A 24,712-nucleotide genomic window follows, 5' to 3' on the forward strand; every position below is an offset into this window, starting at 1 on the left:
GCTTCAGGCCATCGCCGTCAGCCCGGTCACATAGACCAGCCGGCCGCTCGTCTTGTCGCGCACGTAGCTCAGGCATTGCTTGCGGTTGGTGCCGGCGCCCGGCGGCTTGAGCGAAATGTGCACCCAGCCTGAATTTGGCCCCTTCGCCGGGTCGTAGCACTCGCAGATGATCTGGTCGAATTCCGCCAGATGGTCGCGTGCCCAGGCGGCCAGTTCCAGCGTCGGTATGGCGACGATCTCGATATCGCAGGCCTCGCCCTTGGCGTGCTGGCTGGTACTCAGCCACGAAGCCGGCTTGTTCTTCAGGGCGCGTTCCAGGCGCTGGCTGCGATAGACGCTGTTCGGCGAGAAGGAGCCGAAGGCGTCGCGGATCGGTTGCAGCACCTGACGTGCAAGGTGGATGGCGGCGCGCAGATGGGCCTCGCTGGCGAAGCCATTATCGATGCCGAGGCGGGCGGCGAGGTCGGATTTGCTCAGCTCGTACAGCCGGAAATTGGGCGCGATCAGCGCGCGCGGTGGCAGGCCGGCCAGCGGGATGGCGTCGAGCGGGGTGCGCGAATAATCGGGGACGCTGGCGTCCCGCGGTACGGTCACGGTGCGCGGCTGGCTGCGCCGGATCGGGCGCCCCTTGGGGGCAACGGCGGCCGGGGCTTTCTTCGGGCGCGGGCTCATGACAGATTCTCCTGGATCTGTTGCAGGATGCGCTGTTTCGGCTTGTCGTCAGGCGACCACAGGGCGATCAGAAAGGCGATGTGCTCGGCGACCGACGACACCTCGCGCGGGCTGGCGCCGCGGGCGATGGCGTTACGGTAGGTGGCGAGGACGGTCATGGCGGGCGGCAGGCTGGTGTCCCCGCGCTTGCGGGGTGGGGCGGCGGGTTGCGAGAGCAGGCGGATGAGTTGCAGGTCGGCCAGGCTGGCGCTGTCCCAGAAGTTGGGGTCGGCCTCGTTGCGCTGCGCCAGTTCGCGCAGCAGCGCTTCCAGGTCGCGTTGCTGGCTGGCGGGATCGACGGTGGCCAGCGTTTCGCCGCGCTGCCGGGTGAGCAGGCTGCCGGTCAGCCAGTTGGTGAAGGCGTAGGCGTCGCGCTTGCGCTCGTAGGCCAACCGGTAGTGCTCGGCCATGTTGACCAGCGCTTCGGTGCGGCGTGGGCCTTCGTCCTCGATCAGCGCCAGGCGCTTGTAGGCGCTGCCGAGCAGGTTCAGGCGCTCAGTGGTCGGGGCGCGGCGGCACAGGGTATCGAGGTCAAGGATGGCTGATTCGATGCGTTCGATCTGTTCCTGCCGCGCTTTTTCCCGCTTGCCCGCAGCCTGCCGGGTTGCCTTTTGCCACAACTCGGCAGCGTAGCGGACGCGGAAATTGGCGTACTGCTCCAGCGCCTTCATGGAGCAGTCGCCCTTATCCGCGGTCAGGGCAGCTTCCAGGCAGGCGATGGCTTCCGGCCAGCGGCGCGCTTCCCCCCAGGCCAGGCCCAAGGCTGCCTGGACCTCGGCGCGGGCCAGCCAGCCGTCCTGCTGGTTGGCGGGGATGCGCCCCAGTCGCCGCTCGATCTTGCCTTCCGCGTCATCGGTCGCACCGGCGCGTAGGTCGGCTGCCAGGTTGTCGAGTTCGGAGACTAGTTCGTGGGCGGTGGCAAAGGGCGTCTGGTTGTGGTGCGGCGCTGCTGAATCCCGGTGGAAGCGGAAATCCGGATCGCCGTAGCACTGGTAGGCGCCCCAGGTATTCACATCGGGGAAGCGCAGCCAGACATCCTCGCGGGCGATGCGCACGGCTTCGCCGAAGGTTTCTCCGGCCAGCATGTTGCGGTAGAAGGTGGCGGCGAAGGCCTGCCCGGCCCGGTCGTCCACGGCCCAGCCGGCGGCGATGACGGCGCGCACGCCCATGGCGATGAATTCCTCGCCGAGGTTGGCGGCCAGGCCCAGGCGGTCGAGCGGGCGGGCACCATCGACGCGGCCGAGGTGGCAGCAGTTGATGAAGACCAGTTCCGGCACATAGCGCATCTGGGCAATGTCGCCTGGCGTCAGGAAACTGCTCGGGCCGATGACCATGCCGGAGACCTTGCCGGTGGCGGCCGGGTGCTCGTGCACGCCGTGGCCGGCCAGGTGCAGGATGCGCCAGCTGTTCTTGTGCAGGGCCTCCATGATCGGCGTGGCTGGCTGGTCGACGCAGTCGATGACCTCGTAGCCCTCACCCGAGAGCTGGTCGGCCACTGCCTGCGCTTCCTCGCGGGCGCCCGGTAGGTCGGCGAAGTCGGGGCAGCCCTGGAGGTCCGGGTTGCCGATGACCAGCGCGGTGTTGCCCGGGCTGTGCAGCGGACGCTGGCGGAAGGTGTCGGTGCGGAACTGGCGGACGAAGCCGGCGGCCACCGAGGGCGGCCGTTCGCCGTTGCTCCAGCGGTTTTCCAGCAGTTCCCACGGGTAGCGGGCGGACTGGCGGTCCACGATGACGACGAGGTTGCCCTGTTGCGGCGCCAGTTCGCGCAGGCGCAGCGGCAGCAGCATTTCGTAGAGGGTCTTGGTCGCTTCGGAGTTGCGCCCGGTATCGCGGCTGGCTGCCTGGACGAAGGCATCGGCCAGGGCCAGTTGCCCGGTAGCCAGGGTTTCCTCGGCGCGTGCCTTGTCGGTCGGGAAGAGGAAGCGCAGCTTGTCCTCCTGGCGGACGATTTCGAGGCGCTGGTACCACTCGTTGGCGGTATCGAAGCGCACCCGGCGGCGCCCGGCCTGGGCGGTTTCGACGGCGCCGGCCGGCCAGGTGACGGCGTTGGCCAGCGTTTCGTTCTGCAATACACGGCCGAGGGCTTCCGCGGCCGAGATGGCGACGTCCTCGTACAGTTCGAGCAGTTCGAGGCGGTCGATCAGCACCCGGCCGTCGAGTTCCTGGTTGGCCAGCGTCTGGTTGGCGGCGACGGCGGCGCGCAGCATGGCCTCCACCGAATCACCGACCGGCAACCCGCCGCCACCAGTGCCGACGAGCAGGCAGGTGACCGCCGCCGAGCGCGGCCGGCCGGCTTCGCCGAAGCGGGCATCCGGCCAGTAGGCGACCTTCAGCGCATAGTCGAGCAGCGCGTCGCGGACGGAGGCTTCGAGCTGGCCCGGGCTGAGGCTGCCGATTTCGCCGAGGCCGACGACGATGGCACCCATCGGCTTGGCGACCGGCGAATCGTTGAGGAAAACGCTGTGACTGCCGAGCGGGCCGGGATAGATGCCGAGATCGAGGCGGCGCGTCAGGTGGCCGCCCAGCTGGCGGTCGAGCGCGGCTTCGGCGCTGACCACCGTGTCGCCTTGGTAGTGGCCGACCAGCACCGGGTGGCGGGCGTAGGTCAGGTTGCCGTGGCGGATGCTGACGGTGATGACCGGCGTGGCGCGCTCACCCGCCATCGCGTCCGGCAGCTGGCCGGAGAAGCCGAAGCCGGCGATGTCCTCTGGCCCCGGGATGCCATCGGCCGGCGGGGCGGCCGGCAGCACGAAGCGCGCTTCACCCGCGGCAGCCCGGGCGCGGGCTGGCGGGCTGCTCGGCAGCAGTGTGGTCTGGCCGTTGACCAGGATGTCGAGGTAGGCCGGGAAGGCCTTGGGCTGGGCGCACAGGCAGTCGTGGGCCGTGTTGTCGACGTACCACACCGGTACGCCGGGCAGTCGGCCGGACGACCAGGCCACGGTGCCGTCGCCCTCGCGGGTGGCGATGAATTCGAGGCGCTTGAGATCGGGGCGGAACAGCACTTCGCCCGGCGTCAGCTGGTAGTCGATGACGGTAACCGGCTGGCAGCCCGCCACGTAGGCCATGAAGCGCGGATCGGGCACGGCCGCCTTGAGGAATTTCCAGGTGGCGCCGGCTTCCTGCAGGTCGGCGGCCTGGGCGGTGTCCCAGCGGGCGCCGAGGTCCTGGCGCAGCTTCTGCCAGCGCGCGGTATCGGTGAAGTCGGGGTCGTCCGGTGCGAAGGGCAGCAGTTCGAGCAGGCCGGGGTAACGCGCCACCAGGTTGATGATCTGGTCGGTGCTTTGCGTGATGTCGAGCAGGCTCAGCTTGGCCTGCGTCGGGTTGAAGCCGGTTAGCCAGCGTACGGCTTCGTAGGAGCCGAGGTTGGGGGTGCCGAGCATCAGGAAGCGACTGCCTGGCAGCTGGGTGATGCGCTTCCACAGCGCCGTGCCGGCGCCGCCATCGGCGATCATCGAGCGCACCACCAGTCCGCCCATCGAGTGGGCGACCAGGCGGAACGGCTGCCCCGAGCGTTCGGCCTGGGCGACCAGCGGCTCCAGCGTGCCGACCAGCCGGGCGGCCGCCTTGCGTACCGAGAAGCGCCAGTCGTAGGGGAAGATCTCGACTTGATGGCTGCGCGCCAGGAATTCGACCAGCGGCCCGTAGAACTGGTCGACCAACCCGACCGGTGCAATGCCCTCGCGACCCATGGCGATCTTCTTCAGGCCGCCCTTGAGCAGCGCCCAGTAGTTCAGCCAGACCGGGTCGTCGCCGGCGACCAGCTCGCTGCCCATGGTGCCGGGCAGGACGACGGCAATCGGGCGCGGCTTGTTGCCGCCCCGGCTGCGGGCGATGGCGGCGGCGCAGCGCGGTGCGGCGGCCGGCTTGGGGGCGAGACTCTGGAAGCCGGCATTGTCGCCGTCGGCGCGGGAGAGCCCGGCGCTCAGCCAGCGCACGCTCTGGTCGTTGGTGAAATAGCGGAAGTGATTGACCTTCGGCCCCTGATCCTGGCGATAGCGCGCTGCGCCGCTGAGTCGCGGCAGGCCACCGAGCATGGAGGCGGTATCGACGACGAGGTCGTGCTCGTTCCGGTAGAACCAGTCGGTGGCCAGGACCTTCAGCGTGTTCCACAGGCCGTCGCCGGCCTCGATGTCGCCGGCGATGATCGACAGGTCGGCGCTGGTCACCAGCTCGGGCGTTGCATTGAGCAGGCGGGTCAGCGCCGAGCCGGGCATCATCGCCTCGACGCCAGGCAGGGTGCGCGGGTCGGTGCGTTCCTTGACCACGGCGAGCAGGAAGTCGAGGCCGTCGGTGAACAGACCACCGCCGGTGGCGGCCGTGGCAACGTAATCAAGAACCGACAGCCAGCGGTCGAGGCGGCCGGAAGCCAGCGTCGTGCCACGCGCCGGGCAGGCGACACGAACGAAGCGGCCGATGCGCAACTGTTTCCTCTCGAGTTCGGCGACCAGGTCGAGCAGGCGCTGGCGGTCGGCGTCGTAGGCGGCGTCGCGTGCCTTCATCTGGACCTCGCTCAGGGGCATCAGGCCGAGTTGCGGAGCGAGGGTGCGGTCGGCGGCGAACAGGGTCTGTACCTGGTCGGGATTCAGGACTTTGGCGAGGTCGGCGCAATCGGCCAGACAGAGCACTTCGCCCACCAGCCCGCCGCGCGAGTGGCTGACCAGATGCACGTCGGCGCCGGCCGGCAGGCGCCTGGCGAGGGCCAAGGCATTGTCGATCGGGCTTTGCGTCAGGGTGCGGTGTTCCAGTGCGAAAACGCGGTCGCCGTAGAGTGGCAGAAGGCTCTGGCGCAGGCGGGCGCCTTCGAGGTTGCCGCCATCCCACAGCTTGCCGAAGCTGCCTTCGGCCGACGAGGCGGTGCCGTGCAGGAAAACGAGGAGGGGGCCGGCATCGGCCGGGATGGCCTCGTCGTCGGCCACCGGCTTGAGGGCAAATTCGCCGGCCAGGTCGAGACGGTAGAGGCCCGGCGGGTGCTTGCCGATGAGCTTCTCCTCGAAATGCTCGCCGAGGGCGGCGGCGGATTTTTCGGCGAGATCGATGCCGAAAAAATCGAGGATGCGCACGGCCAGCCCGGCCAGGCCGCGTTCGCTGGCGGCTGCCCTGCGCGGCGTCAGGCGGCTGATTTCCCAACTGCCGTCGCCATCGCGGGCCGGTGGCGTACCGAAGTCGCGGGACAGGTCGTCCATGCGGCTCCACAGCACGAAGCCGTTGTCGAGTTCGACGCGGACGACGGTATCGCCGCTGACCTCGACCGTGTCGCCCGCGCCGTCACGGGCGGTGCCCGGCGTCAGGCGGAACAGCGGTTGCGGGCCGCTGACGCCGCGGCGGCGAATCTCTTCGCGCTGGCCGCGCAGCTTGAAGCTCTGTTGGGACATGATGCCCTCCTCCGGTCACGCCGGTTGTTTGTTGTCGCTGCTGCTTATTCGAAGATCTTGCCCTTGCGCGCCCCGGTGCTGCCGACGAGTTGCGGCGATTGGGGATAGCTCGCCGACGGCAGGTACTTGGTGATGGCTTTGTGCCAGTCGGCGTAGGTGGCGCCGGGCTTCATGCTCTTCAGGGCCTTGAGCGCGTAGTGGGTGAAGGCGCCGTTGAAGCGGCCCTTGATGCGGGCGTCGTAGCTGAAATTGTTGGGGCCTTCCTTGCAGCCGGAGAGCAGCAGGTCGCCCAGCGCGTTGGAGCAGGCCGCAGCCAGGGGCGACGTGCCAACCGGCCCGGTCATCGTGGCGGCCACCTTGCCGGCGCGGTTCTTCGGCAGCAATTTGTCGGGCAGCCAGTTGCCCATGGGCATGAAGCGCGGCCGGCTGTCCGCATCCTTTTCAGCCTTGGCGGCGCGGGTCACGGTGCCGGAATGGCAGGAGTCGGAGATCAGCACGATGCGCACGCCGGATTTGCGGGTCAGGAACAGGGTGTGGATTTCGTCGTCGGTCAGTGCCTCGCCCTGGATCTGCAGGTCGTAGGGGCAAAGGGCTTCGTCGAGGCCGTCCACTTCGTCACCATCGGTATCCGGCTGGTAGGTGCCGTGCCCGGAGAAGGTGATGACCAGCGTGTCGCCCTTGCTGGCCTTGCCGATCAAGTCACCCATGGCCTTCATCATGGCCGCCTTGGTGGCCTGCTCGTCGAGCAGGCTGGCAACCTGGAAGCCGCGGGCGGTCAGTTCAGCCGCCCAGTCGGTTGCGTCGTTGACGCAGCCCTGCAGGTCCATGCCGGTGCCGGGGTAGTTGTTGATGCCGATGCAGAGGGCTTTCCTGGCCATGGTGCGTCTCCTTCCGTGTTCAGTGGGTGAAGCGGAGGGTTGCCGGCAATGTGCAGCAACCGTATGAAGCGGAGCGTGCAACTGAAAGCTGTTGAAACGTTGTTTGAGTTTAGTACAAAGGCATCGTGCGTGGAATGGCTTTCTGCGATCGGGATACCAACGTGCGGTCAATGGTGCTGAAATTGTCGCCATCAGGCGACAAGGCGCCTGTTGTGCATGACAATGGGCAGGGGCTGTGATTTACTTCCCGGCTCGGGGAAGGAGGTGCGCAATGCCTGAATACCGGATGCCCGGTGTCTATGTCGAGGAACTCACTGGCTTGCCGCCGGCAGTGACCGACGCTGCGACTGCCGTGCCGCTCTTCATTGGCTACACCGCCCAGGCCGGCGAAACGCCCGGCGTGCCGCAGCGCATCCGTTCGCTGGCCGAGTTCGAGATCGGTTTTGGCAAGTGGTCGCCGTGCCGGGTCGGCAAGGTGGAAGTCGACAAGGCTGGCCGATTCCGGTCGGCGACGATTGCGACGGATTACTGCCTGTACGATGCGCTGCGCCTGTTCTACGCCAACGGGGGCGGCGACTGCTGCGTCGTCTCGGTCGGCGCCTTTGCCGCCAGCGGTCAGGTCGATGGCGAGCGGCTGCTCGGCGGCCTGTCGGCCCTTGCTTCGCTTCCCGATGCGTCGCTGCTCGTCGTGCCGGATGCGGCTGGCCTGGATGAGGCAGCGCGTGGCCGCCTGCACCAGGTGATGCTCGCCCGCTGCGCCGAATGGCCGCCACGCTTCGCGCTCGTCGACCTGGGCCGGGATGACCGCAGTGGCGCTGCCTTCCGCCGGTATGTCGGCTCGCTTCACCTGCGTCATGGTGCGGCCTATGCACCGTGGCTGATGATTCATCGGGAAAATACCGTTCGCTACGCCGATCTGCGCACCAGGATCGCACGCCAGGGCGAACCGGTCAGCCTGCGCCAATTGACCAAAGAACCGGCCGTTGTCGACCTGTTGCTCCGGCTTGATGCCCTGCTCGCGGAGCCCCTTCATCCGGGGGCAGCGAAGGAAATCGCCCGCCTGGAGCGCGCCCTGCTCGCCAGTTTCGCGGCCTACCGCAGCATCGTTCAGGGAGTTGCCGGGACGACCGTCGCCTGCCCGCCGAGTGGCGCCATCGCCGGCATTTACGCCCGGGTGGATCGCGAGCGGGGTGTCTGGAAGGCGCCGGCCAATATCGTGGTCAATGGCATCGCCGGCCTGTTCGTCGACTACACCGAAGGCGAGCAGGCAGCGCTGAATAGCGATACGGCTGCCGGCAAGTCGATCAACGCCATCCGGCAGTTTCCCGGCCGGGGCTGGCTGGTCTGGGGGGGCCGCACGCTGGCCGGCAATGATGCCGAATGGCGTTATGTTTCCGTGCGCCGCTTCTGCAATATGGTCGAAACCTCGATCCGCCAGGCGGCCGAATCGTTCGTCTTCGAGCCGAACGACGCCGCCACCTGGCACCGCCTGTCTGCCACGGTCGACAGCTACCTGGTTGCACAGTGGCGCGCGGGCGCCCTGCTGGGGTCGCGGCCGGAGGAGGCGTTCTTCGTCCGCTGCGGCCTTGGCCAAACGATGACGGCCCAGGATATCGCCGCTGGCCGCCTGATCTTCGAAATCGGCTTGGCCTTGGTGCGCCCGGCCGAATTCATCGTCCTGCGCAGCATGTTGCAGATGTCGGAGAGTTGAGCCGAAAGCCGCTTGGCAGCGGGCAGGGCGAGCGGGTATGCTGGAAACGTCCGCCGGGCCAGCCTCGCACCGCCATGAAGTTTTCGCGCATCTACCTGAATCGCCTGCAGAACCAGCCCGCCGTCAGCGGAACGGCCGTCGTCATCGACACCTTGCGTTCCTTCACCACGGCGGCCGTGGCGCTTTCCATCGGGGCTCGTGCCGTCTATCCGGTCGAAGGCATCGCGGGGGCGATCAGCCTGCTCGGCGATCTGCCTGGGGCGGTGTCGATCGGTGCCATTGGCGGCGGCGATCCAGTCGAAGGCTTCGATTTCGGCAATTCGCCCTCGCAACTGCAACGTGCCGATCTGCGCGGCAAGGATGTCGTGATGACCACGGCGGCCGGTGTCCGCGGCCTGCAACGCTTCCAGCGGGCCCGTCGCCTCTACGCCGCCAGCCTGGTCTGCGCCCGCGCCACGGCGGAAGCCATCCGGGCCGAGGGGGCGGACGAGGTCTGTTTCGTGATTACCGGCGAGTGGGTGGATCGCGATGGCGATGAGGATGTCGCCTGCGCCGATTACATCGAGGCCCTGCTCACCGGCCAGGCCTGCGATCCGGCCTGCTTCGAACAGCGCGTGCGGGATTCCGACTTCGGCCGCCGCTTCACGGCCGGCACCTGGCCGAACCTGCCACTGGCCGACCTCGACCTGGCGGCGCAGGCCGACTACTTCGATTTTGCCATGCCGGTCAGCCGCGCCGACGACCGGCTGGTCATCCGGTAAGCTGCCGGCCGTCCGGTTTTAGCGCCCGCTATAAACCGGCTTGCGCTTCTGCATGAAGGCGTCGATGCCTTCGCCGGCATCCTCGCTCATCATGTTGCAGGCCATTACCTCGGCGGCGTAGGCGTAGGCGTCCTCCAGCCCCATCTCCAGTTGCTTGTAGAACATGCCCTTGCCCATTTTCACGGCAACGGCGCTCTTGGCCAGGATGCTGCCGGCCAAGCGCTCGATTTCGGCGTCCAGCGCATCGAGCGGCACGACGCGGTTGACCAGGCCCTTGGCCTTGGCTTCCATCGCGTCGATGAACTCGCCGGTGAGCAGCATTTCGAGCGCCGCCTTGCGCCCCAGGTTGCGCGCCAGGCCGACGGCCGGGGTGGAGCAGAAGAGGCCGACGTTGATCCCGGACACGGCAAACTTGGCGACATCGGCCGCCACCGCCAGATCGCACATCGACACCAGTTGGCAGCCGGCCGCCGTGGCGATGCCGTGGATGCGGGCGATGACGGGGTGCGGCATCCGGGTGATGCTCAGCATCAGGTCGCCGCATTGCTTGAACAGCGCCTGCATGTAGGCCTTGCTGTGATTGGCGCGCATTTCCTTCAGGTCGTGGCCCGAGCAGAAGGCCTTGCCGGCGCCGGCGACGACCACGACGCGCACCGTGTCGCTGGCGGCGATGGCGTCCAGTTCCGCCTGCAATGCGCTGAGCAGTTCTTTCGACAACGAATTGAAGGCGTTGGGGCGATTCAGGGTCAGCGTGGTCAGTCCGTCGGCACGGTCGTGGCGCAGGACGAGGGCTTCTTCTTGGTTCATGCTTGGTCTCCGGTTCTTGTTGCTTTGATCAAGCTGGCAGATTAGCGCAGGCGGAGTGTGTGGGCCAAGAGGATAGGCGCCTTGTGGCAAGACCGTTGGCATCTTTTCGGGGATAATCGCGTCTTCCCGTTGTCATGCCGCCCCTGGCGGAAGACGCGATCCATCCACATCGAGGAGAACAAGATGAAATTGAAACCCGTCAAGGGAGCGTTGGCCGCAATGTTGTTTTGGGCGACGAGCGCGCTGGCCCTGCCGTACAGCAATCTGGTCGTGTTTGGGGACAGCCTGGCCGACGGCGGCAACAATGCCGTGATTGCCGACACCTATTATGGTGGTGCGCGCAGCGATGGCCTGACGGTGGGCGCCGGCGTGCCGGATTTGCCATACGACTCGAACCGCTACAGCAACGGCCCGGTGTGGACGGAATATTTCGCCAACAGCCTGGGTATGAGCCTGGCCCCCTCCCTGCTCGGTGGCAGCAATTACGCCTACGGCGGCGCGCGGGTCGCCGGTGCCAGCCCGGTTCCCAGCCTGCAGGCGCAGATGGGGCAGTATTTGTCGGCCAATACGGTGAATGCCAACACCTTGTACGTGATCGAGGGGGGTGGCAACGATGCGCGTGATGTCCTCGACCTCTATGTGACCGGTGGAGACTACGCAACACGCATTCAGGGCTATGTGCAGGGGCTGGTCGGCATGATCGGTAACCTGGCAGCGCTGGGTGCCGAGCATTTCCTGGTCTGGAACATCACCGATCTCGGTCGGGTGCCGGCCGTGACCGCCCAGGGCGTCGGTGCAGCGCAAGGCGCCAGCATGCTCGTCGCGACAATGAACCAGGCGCTGGCCATGGCCTTTGCCGCCTATTTGCCGGCCAGCGTGACCGATGGCCTGATCCTGTTCGATGCCTATGCCGGGCTGAACGACATCGTGAGCAACCCCGCCGCCTACGGCCTGGCCAACGCCAGCGATGCCTGTGCGGCGGCGCCGACGTGCGACCCGGACCGCTATTTCTTCTGGGACGGCATCCACCCGACGACGGCTGGCCACCAGATCATGGCCCGCCTCGCTGTGGCCGCCATTCCGGAGCCGGGTTCCCTTGCCCTGCTGGCGGTGGCCCTGCTCGGCCTGGCCATCGGCCGCCAGCGTCGGTCCTGATTCGTAGGCCGCCGGCCTGGCTTGCGCCGCGCCGGTTCAGGCCGTGGGTCGTCGGTGCACGGAACTGGCCTGAAAAATCAAGCGTCAGCCGCCACCTCGCGGTGGCCGGCCGGCGCTTCCTGAGAGTCATCAGCCTGCCGTGGCCCGATGCTCAGCCAATCGGGATGACGATGATGAGCAACAGTGCCCAGGCGATCATCCCGATTCCCATGATGCCGTAGGCGATGTTGGCTGCGGTCACATCTTCGTCAATCTGCAGCAGCACTTCGACGCCGTGGAAGACGATCAGGCAGGAGATGGCGAAGGCGATGCAGCAGACGGCAACGGAAAAGAAGAAGCTCGGGTAAAGCAGGCTCAAGGACGACAGCCAGAGCGGGATGGGTGCGGCGAAGGCCAGCATCTGGGCATTCTGCGGGCTGACTTCGGCACCGTTCAGGCGGGCAATCCAGCGGATGATGTAACCCATGACGGAGACCGTCGCCAGTTCGGCCAGCAGGAACAGGCCCGCGATCATGCCCCAGTTGCGGCCGGAAAAGCCACTCGCGAAAGCGTCGCCGTGGTAAGTGCCCGCATAATAGAGCATGGCTGGTGGCAGCATCGACAGCGGCAGAACGAGCAGGAAGAAGGTTTTGAAGAGCGAAGGATGAACCCGGTCGAGAAACCTCCAGGCGATTTTGAACTGCGATGATTCATGGTGAGAAGGGGAGGCGAGCATGATCAACTCCTTTGGTTGTTTTCCCGGTTACTCACGGAAGCGCGCCGGGGTAATTAATATCACACCGTGATATATCCAACATAGACGAGCAATGACATGAATACAAGGAAACTTTCCGGTCCCGGTATCAAGCTGGAAAAACGCGACCTGGAGCGCCTTTCCCACTTCCGTTTCCAATTGCGGGTGTTCATGCGGGTCAGCGAGGATATCTGCCGGAAGGCGCGCATCACGCCCTTGCAGTACCAGTTGCTGCTCCATTTGCAGGGTTTTCCGGAGCGCTCCTGGGCTAACATCGGCGAGTTGGCCGAGCGGTTGCAGGCGCGCCATAATGGCGTCGTCGCTCTGGTCAGCCGCTGCGAACTGGCCGGGTTGGTCGAGCGGCGGGTCGGGCGGGATGATCGGCGGCAGGTCGAGGTGCACCTGACACCGAAGGGCGAGGCCATCGTTTATCGGCTGGCGGCTGAACACCAGCCCGAACTGCAGCATTTGCGGCAGGAGTTCTCGCTGCCGGGCTGGCTTGACGCCGATGGCGGCGCCTGAAGGGGCACGCCGGCTTCGGTAAGTCGGGATGACGATGCGAGCAGCAGCCCCTTGGTGATCAGGCCGGCGGCAGGTGGGCAAGCGGGCGCGGCGTGGGCGGCATGCTGCACGCTAACATGCCGGCGATCGGCGGTGCCCGGGCGCCGGCGCCGCGGTAAAATGCCGTTCCCCATTTTTTTGCCGAGCCGATGGCCTCCCCTCGCTTCATACATCTTCGCCTGCACTCGGAATATTCGGTCACCGACGGCATCGTCCGCATCGGCGATGCCGTCAAGCGCGCCGCCGGCGATGGCATGCCGGCCATGGCCCTGACCGACCTGGCCAACCTGTTCGGTCTGGTCAAGTTCTACACCGGGGCGCGCGGCAAAGGCGTCAAGCCGATTGCCGGGGCGGATTGCTGGATCGCCAATCCGGAGGCGCCCGAGGATGCCTATCGGCTGCTGCTGCTCGTACGTAACCGCCGGGGCTACCAGCAGTTATGCGAGTTGCTGACCAAGGCCTATCTGGTCGAGGGCCGGCGCGACCGGGCGGAAATCCGCCGCGAGTGGTTTGCCGAGATCGGCTGTGATGGGCTGATCGCGCTGTCCGGCGCGCATCTCGGTGATGTCGGCGAAGCCTTGCTGAACGGCAATTTCGACCTCGCCTCCGAGCGGGCCAAGGCCTGGGAGGCCATCTTCCCCGGCGCTTTTTATCTGGAGGTGCAGCGTTACGGCCAGCCGCAGCAGGAGGCCATCGTCCAGCAGACGGCCGATCTGGCGGGTGAAACGGGGATTCCGCTGGTCGCGACCCACCCCATCCAGTTCATGAAGCCGGACGATTTCCAGGCGCACGAGGCCCGCGTCTGCATCGCCGAGGGGTATGTGCTGGGTGACACGCGGCGGCCGAAGATCTACACGCCGGAGCAGTATTTCAAGTCGCAGGACGAGATGGCGGAACTGTTCGCCGACCTGCCGGAAGCCCTCGAAAACACGCTGGAAATTGCCAAGCGCTGCAACATCGAGCTGACGCTGGGCAAGAACTTCCTGCCGCAGTTCCCGACGCCGGACGGCATGACGCTCGACGACTTCCTGGTGCAGGAAGCCAAGGCTGGCCTGGAAGTGCGCCTGTCCGAACTTTATCCTGACCCGGAAGTGCGCGCTCAGCGCCGGCCGGAATACGATGCGCGCCTCGACTTCGAGTGCAAGACCATCCTGCAGATGGGCTTCCCGGGTTACTTCCTGATCGTGGCGGACTTCATCAACTGGGGCAAGCAGAACGGCGTGCCGGTCGGCCCCGGTCGGGGTTCTGGCGCCGGCTCTCTGGTCGCCTATTCGCTGCGCATTACCGACCTCGACCCGCTGGCCTATGCCCTGCTGTTCGAGCGCTTCCTGAATCCGGAGCGGGTCTCGATGCCCGACTTCGATATCGACTTCTGCCAGGACAACCGCTGGCGCGTCATCGAATACGTCCGCCAACGCTACGGCGCCCAAGCGGTGTCGCAGATCGCCACCTTCGGCACCATGTCGTCGAAGGCGGTCATCCGCGACGTCGGTCGCGTGTTCGGTCTGCCGTATTCGATGTGCGACCGCATTTCCAAGCTGATCCCGATCGTCCAGAACAAGCCGGTCTCGCTGGCCGAAGCGCTGGAGCAGGAACCAGCGTTGAAGGAAATGATGGCCGACGAGCAGGATGGCGAAACCATCCGTGAACTGTTCGACCTGGCCGGCCGCCTGGAAGACTTGACCCGCAACATCGGCATGCACGCCGGCGGCGTGCTGATCGCACCGGGCAAGATCACCGATTTCTGCCCGATCTACCAGGCGACCGGTGCCGACGCGTCGCCGGTCTCGCAGTTCGACAAGGACGACGTCGAGAAGGCCGGCTTGGTGAAGTTCGACTTCCTCGGCCTGCGCAACCTGACGATTATCGAACTGGCACTGAAGTACATCGAGCGGATGACTGGCGAGAAGCTCGACCTGATGTCGCTCGGCTTCGAAGACCCCGGTGCCTACCAGATCCTGAAGGACGCCAACACGACGGCGATCTTCCAGGTCGAATCGGAAGGCATGAAGAAGCTGCTGAAGAAGCTGGCGCCGGACCGTTTCGAAGACATTATCGCCGTGCTGGCGCTCTACCGTCCCGGCCCGCTCGGCTCCGGGATGGTGGATGACTTCATCCTGCGCAAGAAGGGCCAGCAGGCCATCGATTATTTCCACCCGGACCTGAAAGCCTGTCTCGAGCCGACCTACGGGGTCATCGTGTACCAGGAACAGGTGATGCAGATTTCGCAGATCATCGGTGGCTATACGCTGGGTGGCGCCGACATGCTGCGCCGGGCGATGGGCAAGAAGAAGCCCGAGGAGATGGCCAAGCACCGCGAGACCATCGCCGCCGGCGCCAAGGAGCGCGGCTACGATCCGGCGTTGGCTGAGCAGTTGTTCGACCTGATGACCAAATTCGCGGAGTATGGCTTCAACAAGTCGCACACCGCCGCCTACGCCGTCGTCACCTATCACACGGCCTGGCTCAAGCGTTACCACTGCGCGGCCTTCATGGCGGCGACGCTGTCGTCCGACATGGACAACACCGACACGGTGAAGATCTTCTACGAAGACACCATCGCCAACAAGGTGAAGATGCTCGGGCCGGATGTGAATGCCTCGCAGTACCGTTTTGAGCCGGTCGATCGGGAAACCATCCGCTACGGCCTGGGGGCGGTCAAGGGCACCGGCGAGCAGGCGGTCAACGTGATCCTCAAGGCGCGCGAGGAAGGCGGCCCGTTCAAGGACCTGTTCGATTTCTGCCAGCGCTGCGACAAGCGCATGGTCAATCGCCGCACCATTGAGGCGTTGATCCGCGCCGGCGCCTTCGACAGCATTGCGCCACGCACGGCCGGCGACAACCCGGTGCCGGATCGCCACAAGCTGCTGGCAACCGTGGGCGTGGCGATGGATTTTGCCGAGCAGGCCGAGCGCGATGCGCTGCAGACCAGCCTGTTCGATATCGCCGATGTCGCCGAGGAACACGCGCCGGAATACGTCAATGTCCGCCCCTGGGATGAAAAGACCCAGTTGATGGAGGAGAAGACCGCCCTGGGTTTCTTTTTCTCCGGCCATCCCTACAACTCGCGCAAGCGGGAGTTGTCGCGCTTCATCAAGCGGCCGCTCTGCCGGCTGGAACCGGCCAAGGAGTTCACCTTCATTGCCGGCATCGTGGTCGGCATCCGCACCCAGATGACCCGGCGCGGCAAGATGCTGTTTGTGCAGCTCGACGACGGCACGGCCATGGTCGAGGTGTCGGTGTTCAACGAACTGTTCGAGGCCGAGCGCGACAAGATCGTCACCGACGAGGTGCTGGTCATCGAAGGCAAGGTGCGTTACGACGAATTCTCCGGCGGCAACGCCGTGGTCGCCGAGCGCCTGATGACCTTGGGCGAGGCGCGCGCCCGTTTCGCCCGCCACCTGCTGCTCAAGATGAACGGCCAGTCGGATGCCGCCAAGCTGAAGTCGCTGCTCTCGCCTTTTGCTCCCGGCCCGGCACCGGTTCGCGTGCGTTATCGCAATGCCGTGGCCGAATGCGAAATGGTCTTGGGTGACACGCTGCGGGTGAAACTTGACGATGCCTTACTCGAGGCGCTGAACGGTTGGCTGCAGCCGGATAACGTGGAGATCGTGTACGCATGATTCGATTGATCGACCAGTCCTTGCTCGCCGACTTGATCGGCGCCGCCCGCCAAGCGCCGCGCTTGCGGGTGCATCGCAACTTTCATCCGGATGATGCCTCTCCGGCGCATCGCCTGCTGATCGCCATCGAGCCCGGCTCCTACGTGCCTCCGCACCGCCATCTCAATCCCGACAAGGACGAAACCCTGCTCGTGCTGCGGGGCAGCCTGGGCGTCGTGTTCTTCGAAGCGGCGGGCCAGCCCGGGCGTTGCCATGTCTTGTGCGCCGGCGGTGAGTCGCTCGGGATCGATATCCCGCATGGCGTCTATCACACCGTTTTTGCGCTGGAGACGGGGACGGTCTTCTTCGAAGCCAAGGCCGGGCCCTATGTGCCGGTTTCGGCGGATGAAAGAGCCGCCTGGGCGCCGGCCGAGGGCAGCGGCGAGGCGGCGACTTACCTGGAGGGCCTGATGGAGCGTTGCGCCGGGCCGCTCTGCGACTGAACACCGGTTTCCGGAAATGACGAAGGCGCCCGCGGGCGCCTTCGTTCCGTTGGTGAGGGGCGTGCTATTTGACGAGGTCGGTCTTGAAGCCGATCCGTACGCCACCCCAGTGCCGGCCGTTGATCATGATCGGCATGGTCAGGTCGGCGAGAATTTCGCCGGTGTCGCGGACGTAGGTCTGGAATAGCGAGGGCTTCTGGTTCTTGGCGCCCTTGGCCCCTACGGGATCGTTGAAAATGCGCTTGTGCCGGCATTTAGCGAGGTCGGTCGCCGGGTCGCCGGTCGGTGGCTGCGAACAGACGGAATTATGAGCGGGGGCGTAGCCGTTGCTGTCCATCGACAGGGAATAAACCAGCCCCGGAACATCACGCAGCAGGTCGTCGTACAGGCGGGTCAGTTCGCTGTCGCACAGGCTGTCGTAGGCCGTGGTGTAGCGTTTGGGGTTGGAGCCGGGAATTTCCTTGTAGGCCTGGTCGAAGACGTTGACGCCCCGGTCGGCCAGGCGCTGCAGGATGGCTGCGACGTTGTCGCGGAAATGGGTGCATTTGTCGTGCAGGGTGTCGAACATGCTGTCGCCGGTACGGAAATCGGCCAGCGTGCATTGCAGGTCTTCGGTCGATTCGCGCAGGGTCTTGGCCGAGCCGAGGCATTGCTTCATGCGACCGGAAATGTCACGGGAATGATCGCGGATTTCCTCGACTTCGCTGTGGATTGCCTGATTGCTCTCGCGCAGGTTGTAGATCGCCCCGGCGATGGTCGTCAGTTGCCCGGTCGTCAGCTTGAAGTCACCGACCATGGTGCCTAGGTCGGCTGCGGAGGTTTCGATATAGCCATTGGCCTTGGTCACCTCTCCGACGATCGTCCGGGTCTTTTCCGACGTATCGGATACCAGGTTGATCATCGACTGGGTGTTCTGGCCGATGACTTGGGTGGCGGTCTTGACCTTTTCAGCCAGCTTGCGCACCTCGTCGGCGACGACGGCAAAGCCGCGGCCGGCTTCACCGGCGCGGGCGGCCTCGATGGCGGCGTTGAGGGCGAGCAGGTTGGTCTGGTCGGAGATGTCGTTGATCAGCGAGACGATCTCGTTGATCTTCATCGAGCTGGTATGCAGCTCGGTGACCGTGGACGAAAAGTGCTCGATATGGGCATTGGTCGAGCGCATTGTGGCGGCGACGGTTTCCATCTGCTCCAGCGAGCGTTGCGCGAGATCGAGGTTGTTCTGGGTCGAGGCCTGGATGGCGTCGGCGTTCATGGCTACCTCGGCCACCGCCTGGTTGACCCGGTTGCTCGACTCGAAGACGTTGGCGGCCAGCACTTCCTGGCGATGAACCGCATCGTCGGTCTGCTGCACCAGCTGGTTCATGCGGGCCGCGTCGGCGGCGATGCTGACGCTGCGCTCCCGGGCATGCGAGATCAGGCTGCGGACCCGGCCGAAAAAGCGCGTGATGTTGCCGGAGATGCGTCCGCAGGCATCGGCTCCCGGGGCGCCGACGGTGTGCGACAGGTCGGCCTGGCCTTCGGCAATGGCGGCGATATCGCGGTCGAGCTTGTTGAGTGAGGCGTTACTTCCAAAAAATCCCATCGAATGTCTCCTGATTTGCTTCTTGTGAGCCGGCCGGGATGGGGCCAGATTGGCTGGAATCATACGTCAGCCGGCCAAAGCTGGCCATCGGCGGGTATTCTGGGCACGACCACCGACAGCGATGCCCGGCGAAATCGGCCAGTGGCGATGCGTCCTGCCGGGGCGTGAACGCAAAACGCCAGGTTCCGGAGGGAAGCTGGCGTCTCAATCTGCGTCCCCGGCTGGCCGGGCGAAGGCAATCAGCTCTTGCGCTGGCGGGCGGAAAGGCGGCCGAGCAGGAAACCCTTGATTTCATGGAAGGGGATCGGCTTGCCAAAGATGGTGATGTCGCTCGGCAGGCCGCGCTTGAGCACTTCCTCGCGGTCGATGGCGCTGACCACGATGATGTCCATGCGCGACAGATCGGGATTGGCACGCAGACGGCGGATCATTTCAAAACCGTCCATGCCCGGCATCATCAGGTCGGCGATCAGGATGTCCGGCACGCGCTGACCGACCTGCAGCAGGCCGTCGAAACCGTTGGCGACGATGCGCAGCTTGATCGGCAGGTTCCAGCTGTCGATGGTCATCTGGTAGAGCATCTGCAGCGTCTGGTCGTCCTCGGCGATGAGGATATCCAGCTGGCCAGCGTTTTCCTGGGCGCTCGGCGTCAGGTTGCGACGCCGGGCGAGCAGCGCCTCAACCGAGGCGACAGGAATCCGGCGGTGGCCACCGGCCGTCTTCCAGGCTTCCAGTGCACCGCTTTCCACCATGTTTTGCACGGTCCCGAGGGAAACGCCCAAGCGCAGGGCTGCTTGCCGGGTACTGAGATATTCGGAGTCCGCCATGATCAGAGCTTCTTTGATGTGAATGTTGAAATTACAAATTCAGCAAATTTTATCCCAAGAACAGAAGAAACTTCAATGTAAAAAAAACACCGAATGACGAAATTTCGGGCTTTTTACATCTCTCCTGCCAGCGGGGTTCGCTCCGCGCGCTACGGACGCCGGATTGGGCTGCGGCAGCTGGCCGGAGCGTTCGGCCAGCCGGTTTCAGGCCTTCTTGACGAACTCGGATTTGAGCTGCATGGCGCCGATGCCGTCGATCTTGCAGTCGATGTCGTGGTCCCCCTCGATCAGGCGGATATTCTTGACCTTGGTTCCCACCTTGACCACCGACGACGAGCCCTTGATCTTCAGATCCTTGATGACGGTGACGCTGTCGCCGTCCTGCAACACGTTGCCGTTGGCGTCCTTCCAGACACGCGTCTCCTCGAGCGCTTCGGCAGCTTGTTGCGGCCACTCGTGGGCGCATTCCGGGCAGACGTAGTTGAGGCCGTCCTCGTAGGTGTATTCGGAATTGCACTGCGGGCACTTGGGCAGGGCGCTCATGGGGAATCCTTTCGGTATCAGTATTCTTCTTCGAAACCGCCCATGATGTTGGGCAGCAGCAGGTAGGCGCGTTGTAGCGCATGGGTCATGTCCGGGCAGACATTGTCGTCGCCGAGATGATCGATGAAACCGGAGCGGTAGAGCAGTGAGCCCGGCTGCGAATTCAGGCCGCACACGATCAGCGTGCAGCCGCGCTTGTGCAGATTGTCGCGCAGGCTCTCCAGCCCCTCCAGGCCGGTGGTGTCGAGTTGGATCAGGCGCGCCATGTCGAGGATCACGACTTCGGGGTGTCCTTCGCGCGGATCGAGCAGGTCTTCGAGTTTGTTGACTGCGCCGAAGAACAGCGAGCCGAACAACTGCCAGGTGGCAACGCGCATCGTGCCGTCCGGGTAGAGGAAGCGCGGGTCGTGGGCTTCTTCTTCCATCGGCACGCGCTCGATGCGGGTCAATTCCGACATGCGGTAGATGAAGAACAGGCTGGCCAGCACCATGCCCAGTTCGACCGCGATGGTCAGGTCGAACAGCACGGTGACGAAGAAGGTGGCGAGCAGGATGATCCGGTAGTTGTACGAGTAGCGCTTCAGTTCGACGAACTCGTGCCATTCGCCCATGTTGATGGCGACGACCATGACGATGGCCGACAGGGTGGCGAGCGGTACATAGGAGGCGAGCGGCGCAGCGACGAGGACGATGCCGAGCAGGACGAGGGCGTGGATCATGCCGGCAACCGGCGTCCGGCCGCCGGTCTTGACGTTGGTTGTCGTGCGGGCGATGGCGCCGGTCGCGGCGAATCCCCCGAAGAACGGGGCGGCGATGTTGGACAGACCCTGAGCGATCAACTCCTGGTTCGGATCGTGGCGATCATCGATCTGGCTGTCGGCGACGCGTGCCGAGAGCAGCGACTCGATGGCGCCGAGCAGGGCGATCGTGATGGCCGGCGAAATCAGCTTGCCGAGGTCGTGGATCGACAGGTCGGGCAGGCCGAAGGCGGGCAGTTCCTGCGGAATGCCGTTGAAGCGGCTGCCGATGGTTTCGACCGGCAGTTCGAACAACCAGGCGACCAGCGTGCCGACGATCAGGACGGCGAGCGGCCCCGGGGCGCGGCGCAGGATGGCGATCTTCTGGGCCAACTTGTTGTAGGACAGCAGGAAGACGAAACAGGCCGAGGCCAGGCCGAGGGTCGGCAGGTCCACGGTGTGGGCGTAGGCAGCCAGCGTCTTGACGCGGTGGAAGAACTCGGCCGGCAGGTTGTCGATCTGCAGGCCAAAGAAATCCTTGATCTGAGCGAGGAAGATCACCACGGCAATGCCGTTGGTGAAACCGATGACGACGGTGACCGGAATGAAGCGGATCAACTGCCCCATGCGCGCCAGGCCCATGGCGAGCAGGAAGACCCCGGCCAGCATGGTCGCTGCGAGCAGGTTGGCGAAACCGTGCATGGCGACGATGCCGTAAATGATCGGAATGAAGGCGCCGGTCGGGCCGCCGATCTGCACCCGCGAGCCGCCAAGGGCGGCCGTCAGAAAGCCGGCGACGATGGCTGTCCAGATGCCGGCTGTCGGCGAGCACCCCGAGGCGATGGCGAAGGCCATGGCGAGCGGCAGGGCGAGGACGCCGACCGTGATGCCCGCGGCGACATCCTTGCCAAGTTGGGCGCGGCTGTAACCCGGCAGACAATCGAGAAGCTTGGGGCGAAAGGCGATTTTCATGGCGCGCGCTCAGGGGGTAAGCGGAGCATTATATGAGCGCCAGATTAATCGTCAATGTTAATCACATGCTAACATCCGTCGATACGAATTCAACTAGAGTGCTGCATCATGGAGAACCGTACCGCCCGCCTGACCCTGCTCATCGATCCGCAAAAGAAAAGGCTGTTCGAGGAAATCTGCGCCGAGCAGGACCTGACGCCTTCGCAGGTCGTTCGCAAACTGGTCCGCCAGTACATCATCGACAATGCCGGCCAGCGCGAATTGCCCGATTGGCTAAAGCCGGGCAGCAAGTCGGGCGACTAGGGAGCGGCTACTGGCCGTCGCCTTTGGGCGGTATCCGGTCCGGGTGCTGGGCGGCGAGATAGGCTGCGTAGCGCGCCTGCATCTCCGGGGCCTGGCGGTTGATTTCGCGCAGGATGCGGGCAACGGCCCAGATCATCACGGCAACACCGCCGGCGACACAGGCCACGGCCTCGGCCAGCGATGACGGAAAATTGGCGAGGATGGCGCCCTTGCCGTCAGCGAACCAACTGCCGCCGATCCCCACGCAAGTCAATCCGAAGACATCGGCCAGGGCGTAGGCGGCAATGCGGCCGGTCAGCCGGGGGCGGGGTGGGCGTATACCAGGATTGAGCATGCGATGACGAACCTTATCGGTTATAAAAAATCGTGCAGAGGGCTTGACAAGTCCGAAGTCAATGGCGACTTATGCACAGTCTTGGGGCGTGCTTGCCGGGCTTGACAATTCGTTGCTGTTAAATTTATTGAATTGCAGCGGGTGCGTCGCAATTCTTTGTGAATCAATGGCTTGCATCTTAGCCCAAGTTTCGGGCAGGGCAAGGAAAATCCTTGCGAAACGGTGACTTAGTCGCGCAGGTCCTCATTCATTCACAGAGTTATCCACAGAATTTGTGGATAGTTTGAAAAGAACAAGTCCGAGTGGTGGATTGGGCGTCATACTTAAAGCGTTACTTGAAGTGCAACGCCCGGGTTGTTGCGCTGCAACAGGAAATGGGCGGCATGCCCCGCCGTTTTCCTGTTGTCTGGTTTATTTGACCCGCATACCCGGCTGAGCGCCGGAATCGGGCGACAGCAGGAAGATTCCCGGTGTTTGGCCTGCCGTATCGGAGGCGGCGAGCACCATGCCTTCCGAGAGGCCGAACTTCATTTTGCGCGGCGCCAGATTGGCGACCATGACGGTCAGTCGGCCGATCAGTTGCGCCGGGTCATAGGCGGCCTTGATGCCGGCGAAGACATTGCGCGTTTCGTGGTTGCCGATGTCCAGTGTCAGGCGGACCAGCTTGTCGGCGCCGTCGACGTGCTCGGCATTGGCGATGCGGGCGATGCGCAGATCGACCTTCATGAAGTCGTCGATCGAGCAGAACGGTTCCCACGGACTCGCCGTCTTCAACTCGTTCTGCTGATGCTGGGCATGGCGCTGTGGCGATTCGGCCTGCTTGGGCGCTTCGATAGCCGGGGCGAGCGACTCCTTGTTGGCGTCGACCAGCTTTTCAATCAGCTTGGGATCGACACGCGTCATCAGGTGCTCGTAGGTATTGATCGCGTGACCGCCGGCGAGGAGCGTCTGGGCATCAGCCCAGGCCAGCGGGGCGATGTTCATAAATTGCTCCACCTTGCCGGCAACGGCGGGCAGGATCGGCTTCAACAGGATGGTGAGCAGGCGGAACAGGTTCAGCGCGTTGCTGCAGGCGGCGTGCAGTTCGACTTCCTTGCCTTCCTGCTTGGCCAGTTCCCAGGGTTTGACGCTATCGACGTACTGGTTCGCACCGTCGGTCAGCGCCATGATTTCGCGCACGGCCTTGCCGAACTCGCGGGCTTCGTAGAGTTCGGCGATGCGCGGTGCGGCGGCCTGGATGGCCTGAATGGCCGGCAGTTCGGCAGCGGCCGGGGCCAGTTGCCCGGCGAAGCGTTTGGCGATGAAGCCGGCCGAGCGGCTGGCGATGTTGACGTACTTGCCGACCAGATCGGAATTGACGCGGGCGACGAAGTCCTCGAAGTTGAGGTCAATGTCTTCCATCGTATTGGAGAGCTTGGCGGCGAAGTAGTAGCGCAGCCATTCCGGGTTGAGGCCGGTCTTCAGGAAACTCTCGGCGGTGATGAAGGTGCCGCGGGATTTCGACATCTTGGCCCCGTCGACGGTCAGGAAGCCATGCGCAAAAATCTTGGTCGGCGTGCGGAAGCCGGCGTGCTGCAGTTCGGCCGGCCAGAACAGGGCGTGGAAATAGAGGATGTCCTTGCCGATGAAATGGTAGAGCTCGGTCTGTGAGCCGGGCTTGAAGTACTCGTCGAAATCGAGGCCCTGCCTGGCGCACAGATTCTTGAACGAGCCCATGTAGCCGATCGGCGCGTCGAGCCAGACATAGAAATACTTGCCCGGCGCATCGGGGATCTCGAAGCCGAAGTAGGGGGCGTCACGCGAAATGTCCCAGTCGGTCAGCTTGCTGTCGCCCGGCAGGCCCAGCCATTCCTGCATCTTGTTGGCCGCCTCGTTCTGCAGCACGCCGCTGCTGGTGTACTCGCGCAGGAAGGCTTCGCAACGCGGATCGGACAGCTTGAAGAAGTAGTGTTCGGAGTTGCGCAGTTCCGGTTTGGCGCCGGAGATGGCGGAAAACGGCTCGATCAGGTCGGTCGGCGCGTAGGCGGCACCGCACACCTCGCAGTTGTCGCCGTACTGGTCCTTGGCATGGCACTTCGGGCATTCGCCCTTGATGAAGCGGTCGGGCAGGAACAACTGCTTGACCGGGTCGTAGTACTGCTCGATGGTCCGCACCTCGATCAGGCCGGCGTCGCGCAGCCGGGTGTAAATGGTGTTGGCGCACTCGCGGTTTTCCGGCGAGTGGGTGCTGTGATAGTTGTCGAAACCGACCAGGAAGCCTGAAAAATCGCGGAAATGCTCACCATGTACACGCTCGATCAACTGCTCCGGCGTGATGCCTTCCTTCTCGGCACGCAGCATGATCGGCGTGCCGTGCGTGTCGTCGGCACAGACGTACCAGCACTCGTTGCCGGACATCTTCTGGAAGCGCACCCAGATGTCGGTCTGGATGTATTCGACCAGGTGGCCGAGGTGGATGGCGCCGTTGGCGTAGGGCAGGGCGGAGGTGACGAGGATTTTGCGCGGCATGGAGGCAAATCTTGAGAGATAAAACAGCATTTTAGCGCGACAGGGCTTGCCCCGGAGAGCCTTACAAGCACCCCGTCGCTGGGCTAGACTTTGTCAAAGAAGGTGAACGAAT

General features: G+C 64.7%; 18 protein-coding genes. 7 read left to right on the top strand and 11 right to left on the bottom strand.

Features of this window, described 5'->3' with window-relative positions; genetic code table 11:
• Window positions 1–3 precede the first annotated feature (3 nt).
• From K420_RS0107260 to K420_RS0107270, 3 genes are read right to left on the bottom strand one after another with little or no spacing between them, the layout of a single operon-like run.
• A complete protein-coding gene (locus tag K420_RS0107260; protein WP_027457496.1) occupies window positions 4–672 on the bottom strand; it encodes a D-Ala-D-Ala carboxypeptidase family metallohydrolase in 669 nt (222 codons plus the stop codon).
• Complete coding sequence (locus K420_RS0107265; protein ID WP_027457497.1) at window positions 669–6,083, bottom strand: DUF7379 domain-containing protein; 5,415 nt, start codon at window positions 6,081–6,083, stop codon at window positions 669–671. The genes K420_RS0107260 and K420_RS0107265 overlap by 4 nt, the downstream gene beginning before the upstream one ends.
• Before the next feature lie 44 nt (window positions 6,084–6,127).
• Window positions 6,128–6,961 (bottom strand): caspase family protein, encoded by an 834-nt coding sequence (locus K420_RS0107270; protein WP_027457498.1) that lies wholly within the window; start codon window positions 6,959–6,961, stop codon window positions 6,128–6,130.
• A gap of 271 nt (window positions 6,962–7,232) precedes the next feature.
• Here K420_RS0107270 and K420_RS0107275 point away from each other — a divergent pair, with 271 nt between their 5' ends.
• Together K420_RS0107275 and K420_RS0107280 are read left to right on the top strand one after the other, a co-directional pair.
• Entirely contained in the window at window positions 7,233–8,672 is a 1,440-nt protein-coding gene (locus K420_RS0107275) for a phage tail sheath family protein (RefSeq protein ID WP_027457499.1), read from the top strand.
• Window positions 8,673–8,746: 74 nt separating this feature from the next.
• A complete protein-coding gene (locus K420_RS0107280) occupies window positions 8,747–9,433 on the top strand; it encodes a 2-phosphosulfolactate phosphatase (RefSeq protein WP_027457500.1) in 687 nt (228 codons plus the stop codon).
• Window positions 9,434–9,451: 18 nt separating this feature from the next.
• Here the strand turns inward: K420_RS0107280 and K420_RS0107285 are convergent, their stop codons facing one another.
• Entirely contained in the window at window positions 9,452–10,240 is a 789-nt protein-coding gene (locus K420_RS0107285) for an enoyl-CoA hydratase (protein ID WP_027457501.1), read from the bottom strand.
• 183 nt (window positions 10,241–10,423) lie between these two features.
• Between K420_RS0107285 and K420_RS0107290 the strand changes: the two genes are divergently transcribed.
• Window positions 10,424–11,395, top strand: a complete 972-nt coding sequence (locus K420_RS0107290; protein ID WP_084019589.1) for an SGNH/GDSL hydrolase family protein — start codon at window positions 10,424–10,426, stop codon at window positions 11,393–11,395.
• 151 nt (window positions 11,396–11,546) lie between these two features.
• On the opposite strand, the gene K420_RS18395 is transcribed toward K420_RS0107290, so the two are convergent.
• Window positions 11,547–12,110 (bottom strand): Yip1 family protein, encoded by a 564-nt coding sequence (locus tag K420_RS18395; protein WP_157275040.1) that lies wholly within the window; start codon window positions 12,108–12,110, stop codon window positions 11,547–11,549.
• A gap of 96 nt (window positions 12,111–12,206) precedes the next feature.
• Between K420_RS18395 and K420_RS0107300 the strand changes: the two genes are divergently transcribed.
• From K420_RS0107300 to K420_RS0107310, 3 genes are all read left to right on the top strand, one after another.
• Window positions 12,207–12,650: a MarR family winged helix-turn-helix transcriptional regulator gene (locus K420_RS0107300; RefSeq protein WP_035854591.1), complete on the top strand. Its 444-nt coding sequence runs from the start codon at window positions 12,207–12,209 to the stop codon at window positions 12,648–12,650.
• Between the two features lie 188 nt (window positions 12,651–12,838).
• On the top strand, window positions 12,839–16,312 hold the full coding sequence (gene dnaE / locus K420_RS0107305; protein WP_027457504.1) for a DNA polymerase III subunit alpha: 3,474 nt from the start codon (window positions 12,839–12,841) through the stop codon (window positions 16,310–16,312).
• Window positions 16,309–16,794 (top strand): WbuC family cupin fold metalloprotein, encoded by a 486-nt coding sequence (locus K420_RS0107310; protein ID WP_198293816.1) that lies wholly within the window; start codon window positions 16,309–16,311, stop codon window positions 16,792–16,794. Before dnaE ends, K420_RS0107310 begins: the two co-directional genes overlap by 4 nt.
• A gap of 64 nt (window positions 16,795–16,858) precedes the next feature.
• Here the strand turns inward: K420_RS0107310 and K420_RS18400 are convergent, their stop codons facing one another.
• The 4 genes from K420_RS18400 to K420_RS0107330 all read right to left on the bottom strand — a co-directional run bounded on the left by K420_RS18400 (window position 16,859) and on the right by K420_RS0107330 (window position 21,455).
• Window positions 16,859–18,376 carry a methyl-accepting chemotaxis protein gene (locus tag K420_RS18400; protein WP_051453007.1) on the bottom strand — a complete coding sequence of 506 codons (1,518 nt, stop codon included), beginning with the start codon at window positions 18,374–18,376 and terminating at the stop codon, window positions 16,859–16,861.
• Between the two features lie 239 nt (window positions 18,377–18,615).
• A complete protein-coding gene (locus K420_RS0107320) occupies window positions 18,616–19,203 on the bottom strand; it encodes a response regulator (protein WP_027457506.1) in 588 nt (195 codons plus the stop codon).
• A 204-nt stretch (window positions 19,204–19,407) separates the two neighbouring features.
• The gene (locus tag K420_RS0107325; protein WP_027457507.1) at window positions 19,408–19,746 is read right to left on the bottom strand and encodes a zinc ribbon domain-containing protein YjdM; all 339 of its coding nucleotides are present in this window, start codon (window positions 19,744–19,746) and stop codon (window positions 19,408–19,410) included.
• A 17-nt stretch (window positions 19,747–19,763) separates the two neighbouring features.
• Window positions 19,764–21,455, bottom strand: coding sequence for a SulP family inorganic anion transporter (locus K420_RS0107330; protein ID WP_027457508.1), 1,692 nt, complete (start codon window positions 21,453–21,455; stop codon window positions 19,764–19,766).
• A 108-nt stretch (window positions 21,456–21,563) separates the two neighbouring features.
• On the opposite strand from K420_RS0107330, the gene K420_RS0107335 reads away from it, so the two are divergent.
• Complete coding sequence (locus K420_RS0107335) at window positions 21,564–21,758, top strand: hypothetical protein (protein WP_035854593.1); 195 nt, start codon at window positions 21,564–21,566, stop codon at window positions 21,756–21,758.
• 7 nt (window positions 21,759–21,765) lie between these two features.
• On the opposite strand, the gene K420_RS18405 is transcribed toward K420_RS0107335, so the two are convergent.
• Together K420_RS18405 and metG are read right to left on the bottom strand one after the other, a co-directional pair.
• On the bottom strand, window positions 21,766–22,092 hold the full coding sequence (locus K420_RS18405; RefSeq protein ID WP_051453008.1) for a hypothetical protein: 327 nt from the start codon (window positions 22,090–22,092) through the stop codon (window positions 21,766–21,768).
• A gap of 411 nt (window positions 22,093–22,503) precedes the next feature.
• Entirely contained in the window at window positions 22,504–24,600 is a 2,097-nt protein-coding gene (gene metG, locus K420_RS0107345) for a methionine--tRNA ligase (protein ID WP_027457510.1), read from the bottom strand.
• Window positions 24,601–24,712 lie beyond the last annotated feature (112 nt).

Source organism: Dechloromonas agitata is5, assembly GCF_000519045.1.
Lineage (GTDB): Bacteria > Pseudomonadota > Gammaproteobacteria > Burkholderiales > Rhodocyclaceae > Azonexus > Azonexus agitatus.

Coding starts and splice junctions, on each gene's coding strand:
- K420_RS0107335 (WP_035854593.1), top strand. CDS start 21,564: ATGGAGAACCGTACCGCCCGCCTGACCCTGCTCATCGATCCGCAAAAG.
- K420_RS0107260 (WP_027457496.1), bottom strand. CDS start 672: ATGAGCCCGCGCCCGAAGAAAGCCCCGGCCGCCGTTGCCCCCAAGGGG.
- K420_RS0107310 (WP_198293816.1), top strand. CDS start 16,309: ATGATTCGATTGATCGACCAGTCCTTGCTCGCCGACTTGATCGGCGCC.
- K420_RS0107290 (WP_084019589.1), top strand. CDS start 10,424: ATGAAATTGAAACCCGTCAAGGGAGCGTTGGCCGCAATGTTGTTTTGG.
- K420_RS18400 (WP_051453007.1), bottom strand. CDS start 18,376: ATGGGATTTTTTGGAAGTAACGCCTCACTCAACAAGCTCGACCGCGAT.
- K420_RS0107325 (WP_027457507.1), bottom strand. CDS start 19,746: ATGAGCGCCCTGCCCAAGTGCCCGCAGTGCAATTCCGAATACACCTAC.
- K420_RS0107275 (WP_027457499.1), top strand. CDS start 7,233: ATGCCTGAATACCGGATGCCCGGTGTCTATGTCGAGGAACTCACTGGC.
- K420_RS0107300 (WP_035854591.1), top strand. CDS start 12,207: ATGAATACAAGGAAACTTTCCGGTCCCGGTATCAAGCTGGAAAAACGC.
- K420_RS0107320 (WP_027457506.1), bottom strand. CDS start 19,203: ATGGCGGACTCCGAATATCTCAGTACCCGGCAAGCAGCCCTGCGCTTG.
- K420_RS0107265 (WP_027457497.1), bottom strand. CDS start 6,083: ATGTCCCAACAGAGCTTCAAGCTGCGCGGCCAGCGCGAAGAGATTCGC.
- K420_RS18395 (WP_157275040.1), bottom strand. CDS start 12,110: ATGCTCGCCTCCCCTTCTCACCATGAATCATCGCAGTTCAAAATCGCC.
- K420_RS0107280 (WP_027457500.1), top strand. CDS start 8,747: ATGAAGTTTTCGCGCATCTACCTGAATCGCCTGCAGAACCAGCCCGCC.
- K420_RS18405 (WP_051453008.1), bottom strand. CDS start 22,092: ATGCTCAATCCTGGTATACGCCCACCCCGCCCCCGGCTGACCGGCCGC.
- K420_RS0107285 (WP_027457501.1), bottom strand. CDS start 10,240: ATGAACCAAGAAGAAGCCCTCGTCCTGCGCCACGACCGTGCCGACGGA.
- dnaE (WP_027457504.1), top strand. CDS start 12,839: ATGGCCTCCCCTCGCTTCATACATCTTCGCCTGCACTCGGAATATTCG.
- metG (WP_027457510.1), bottom strand. CDS start 24,600: ATGCCGCGCAAAATCCTCGTCACCTCCGCCCTGCCCTACGCCAACGGC.
- K420_RS0107330 (WP_027457508.1), bottom strand. CDS start 21,455: ATGAAAATCGCCTTTCGCCCCAAGCTTCTCGATTGTCTGCCGGGTTAC.
- K420_RS0107270 (WP_027457498.1), bottom strand. CDS start 6,961: ATGGCCAGGAAAGCCCTCTGCATCGGCATCAACAACTACCCCGGCACC.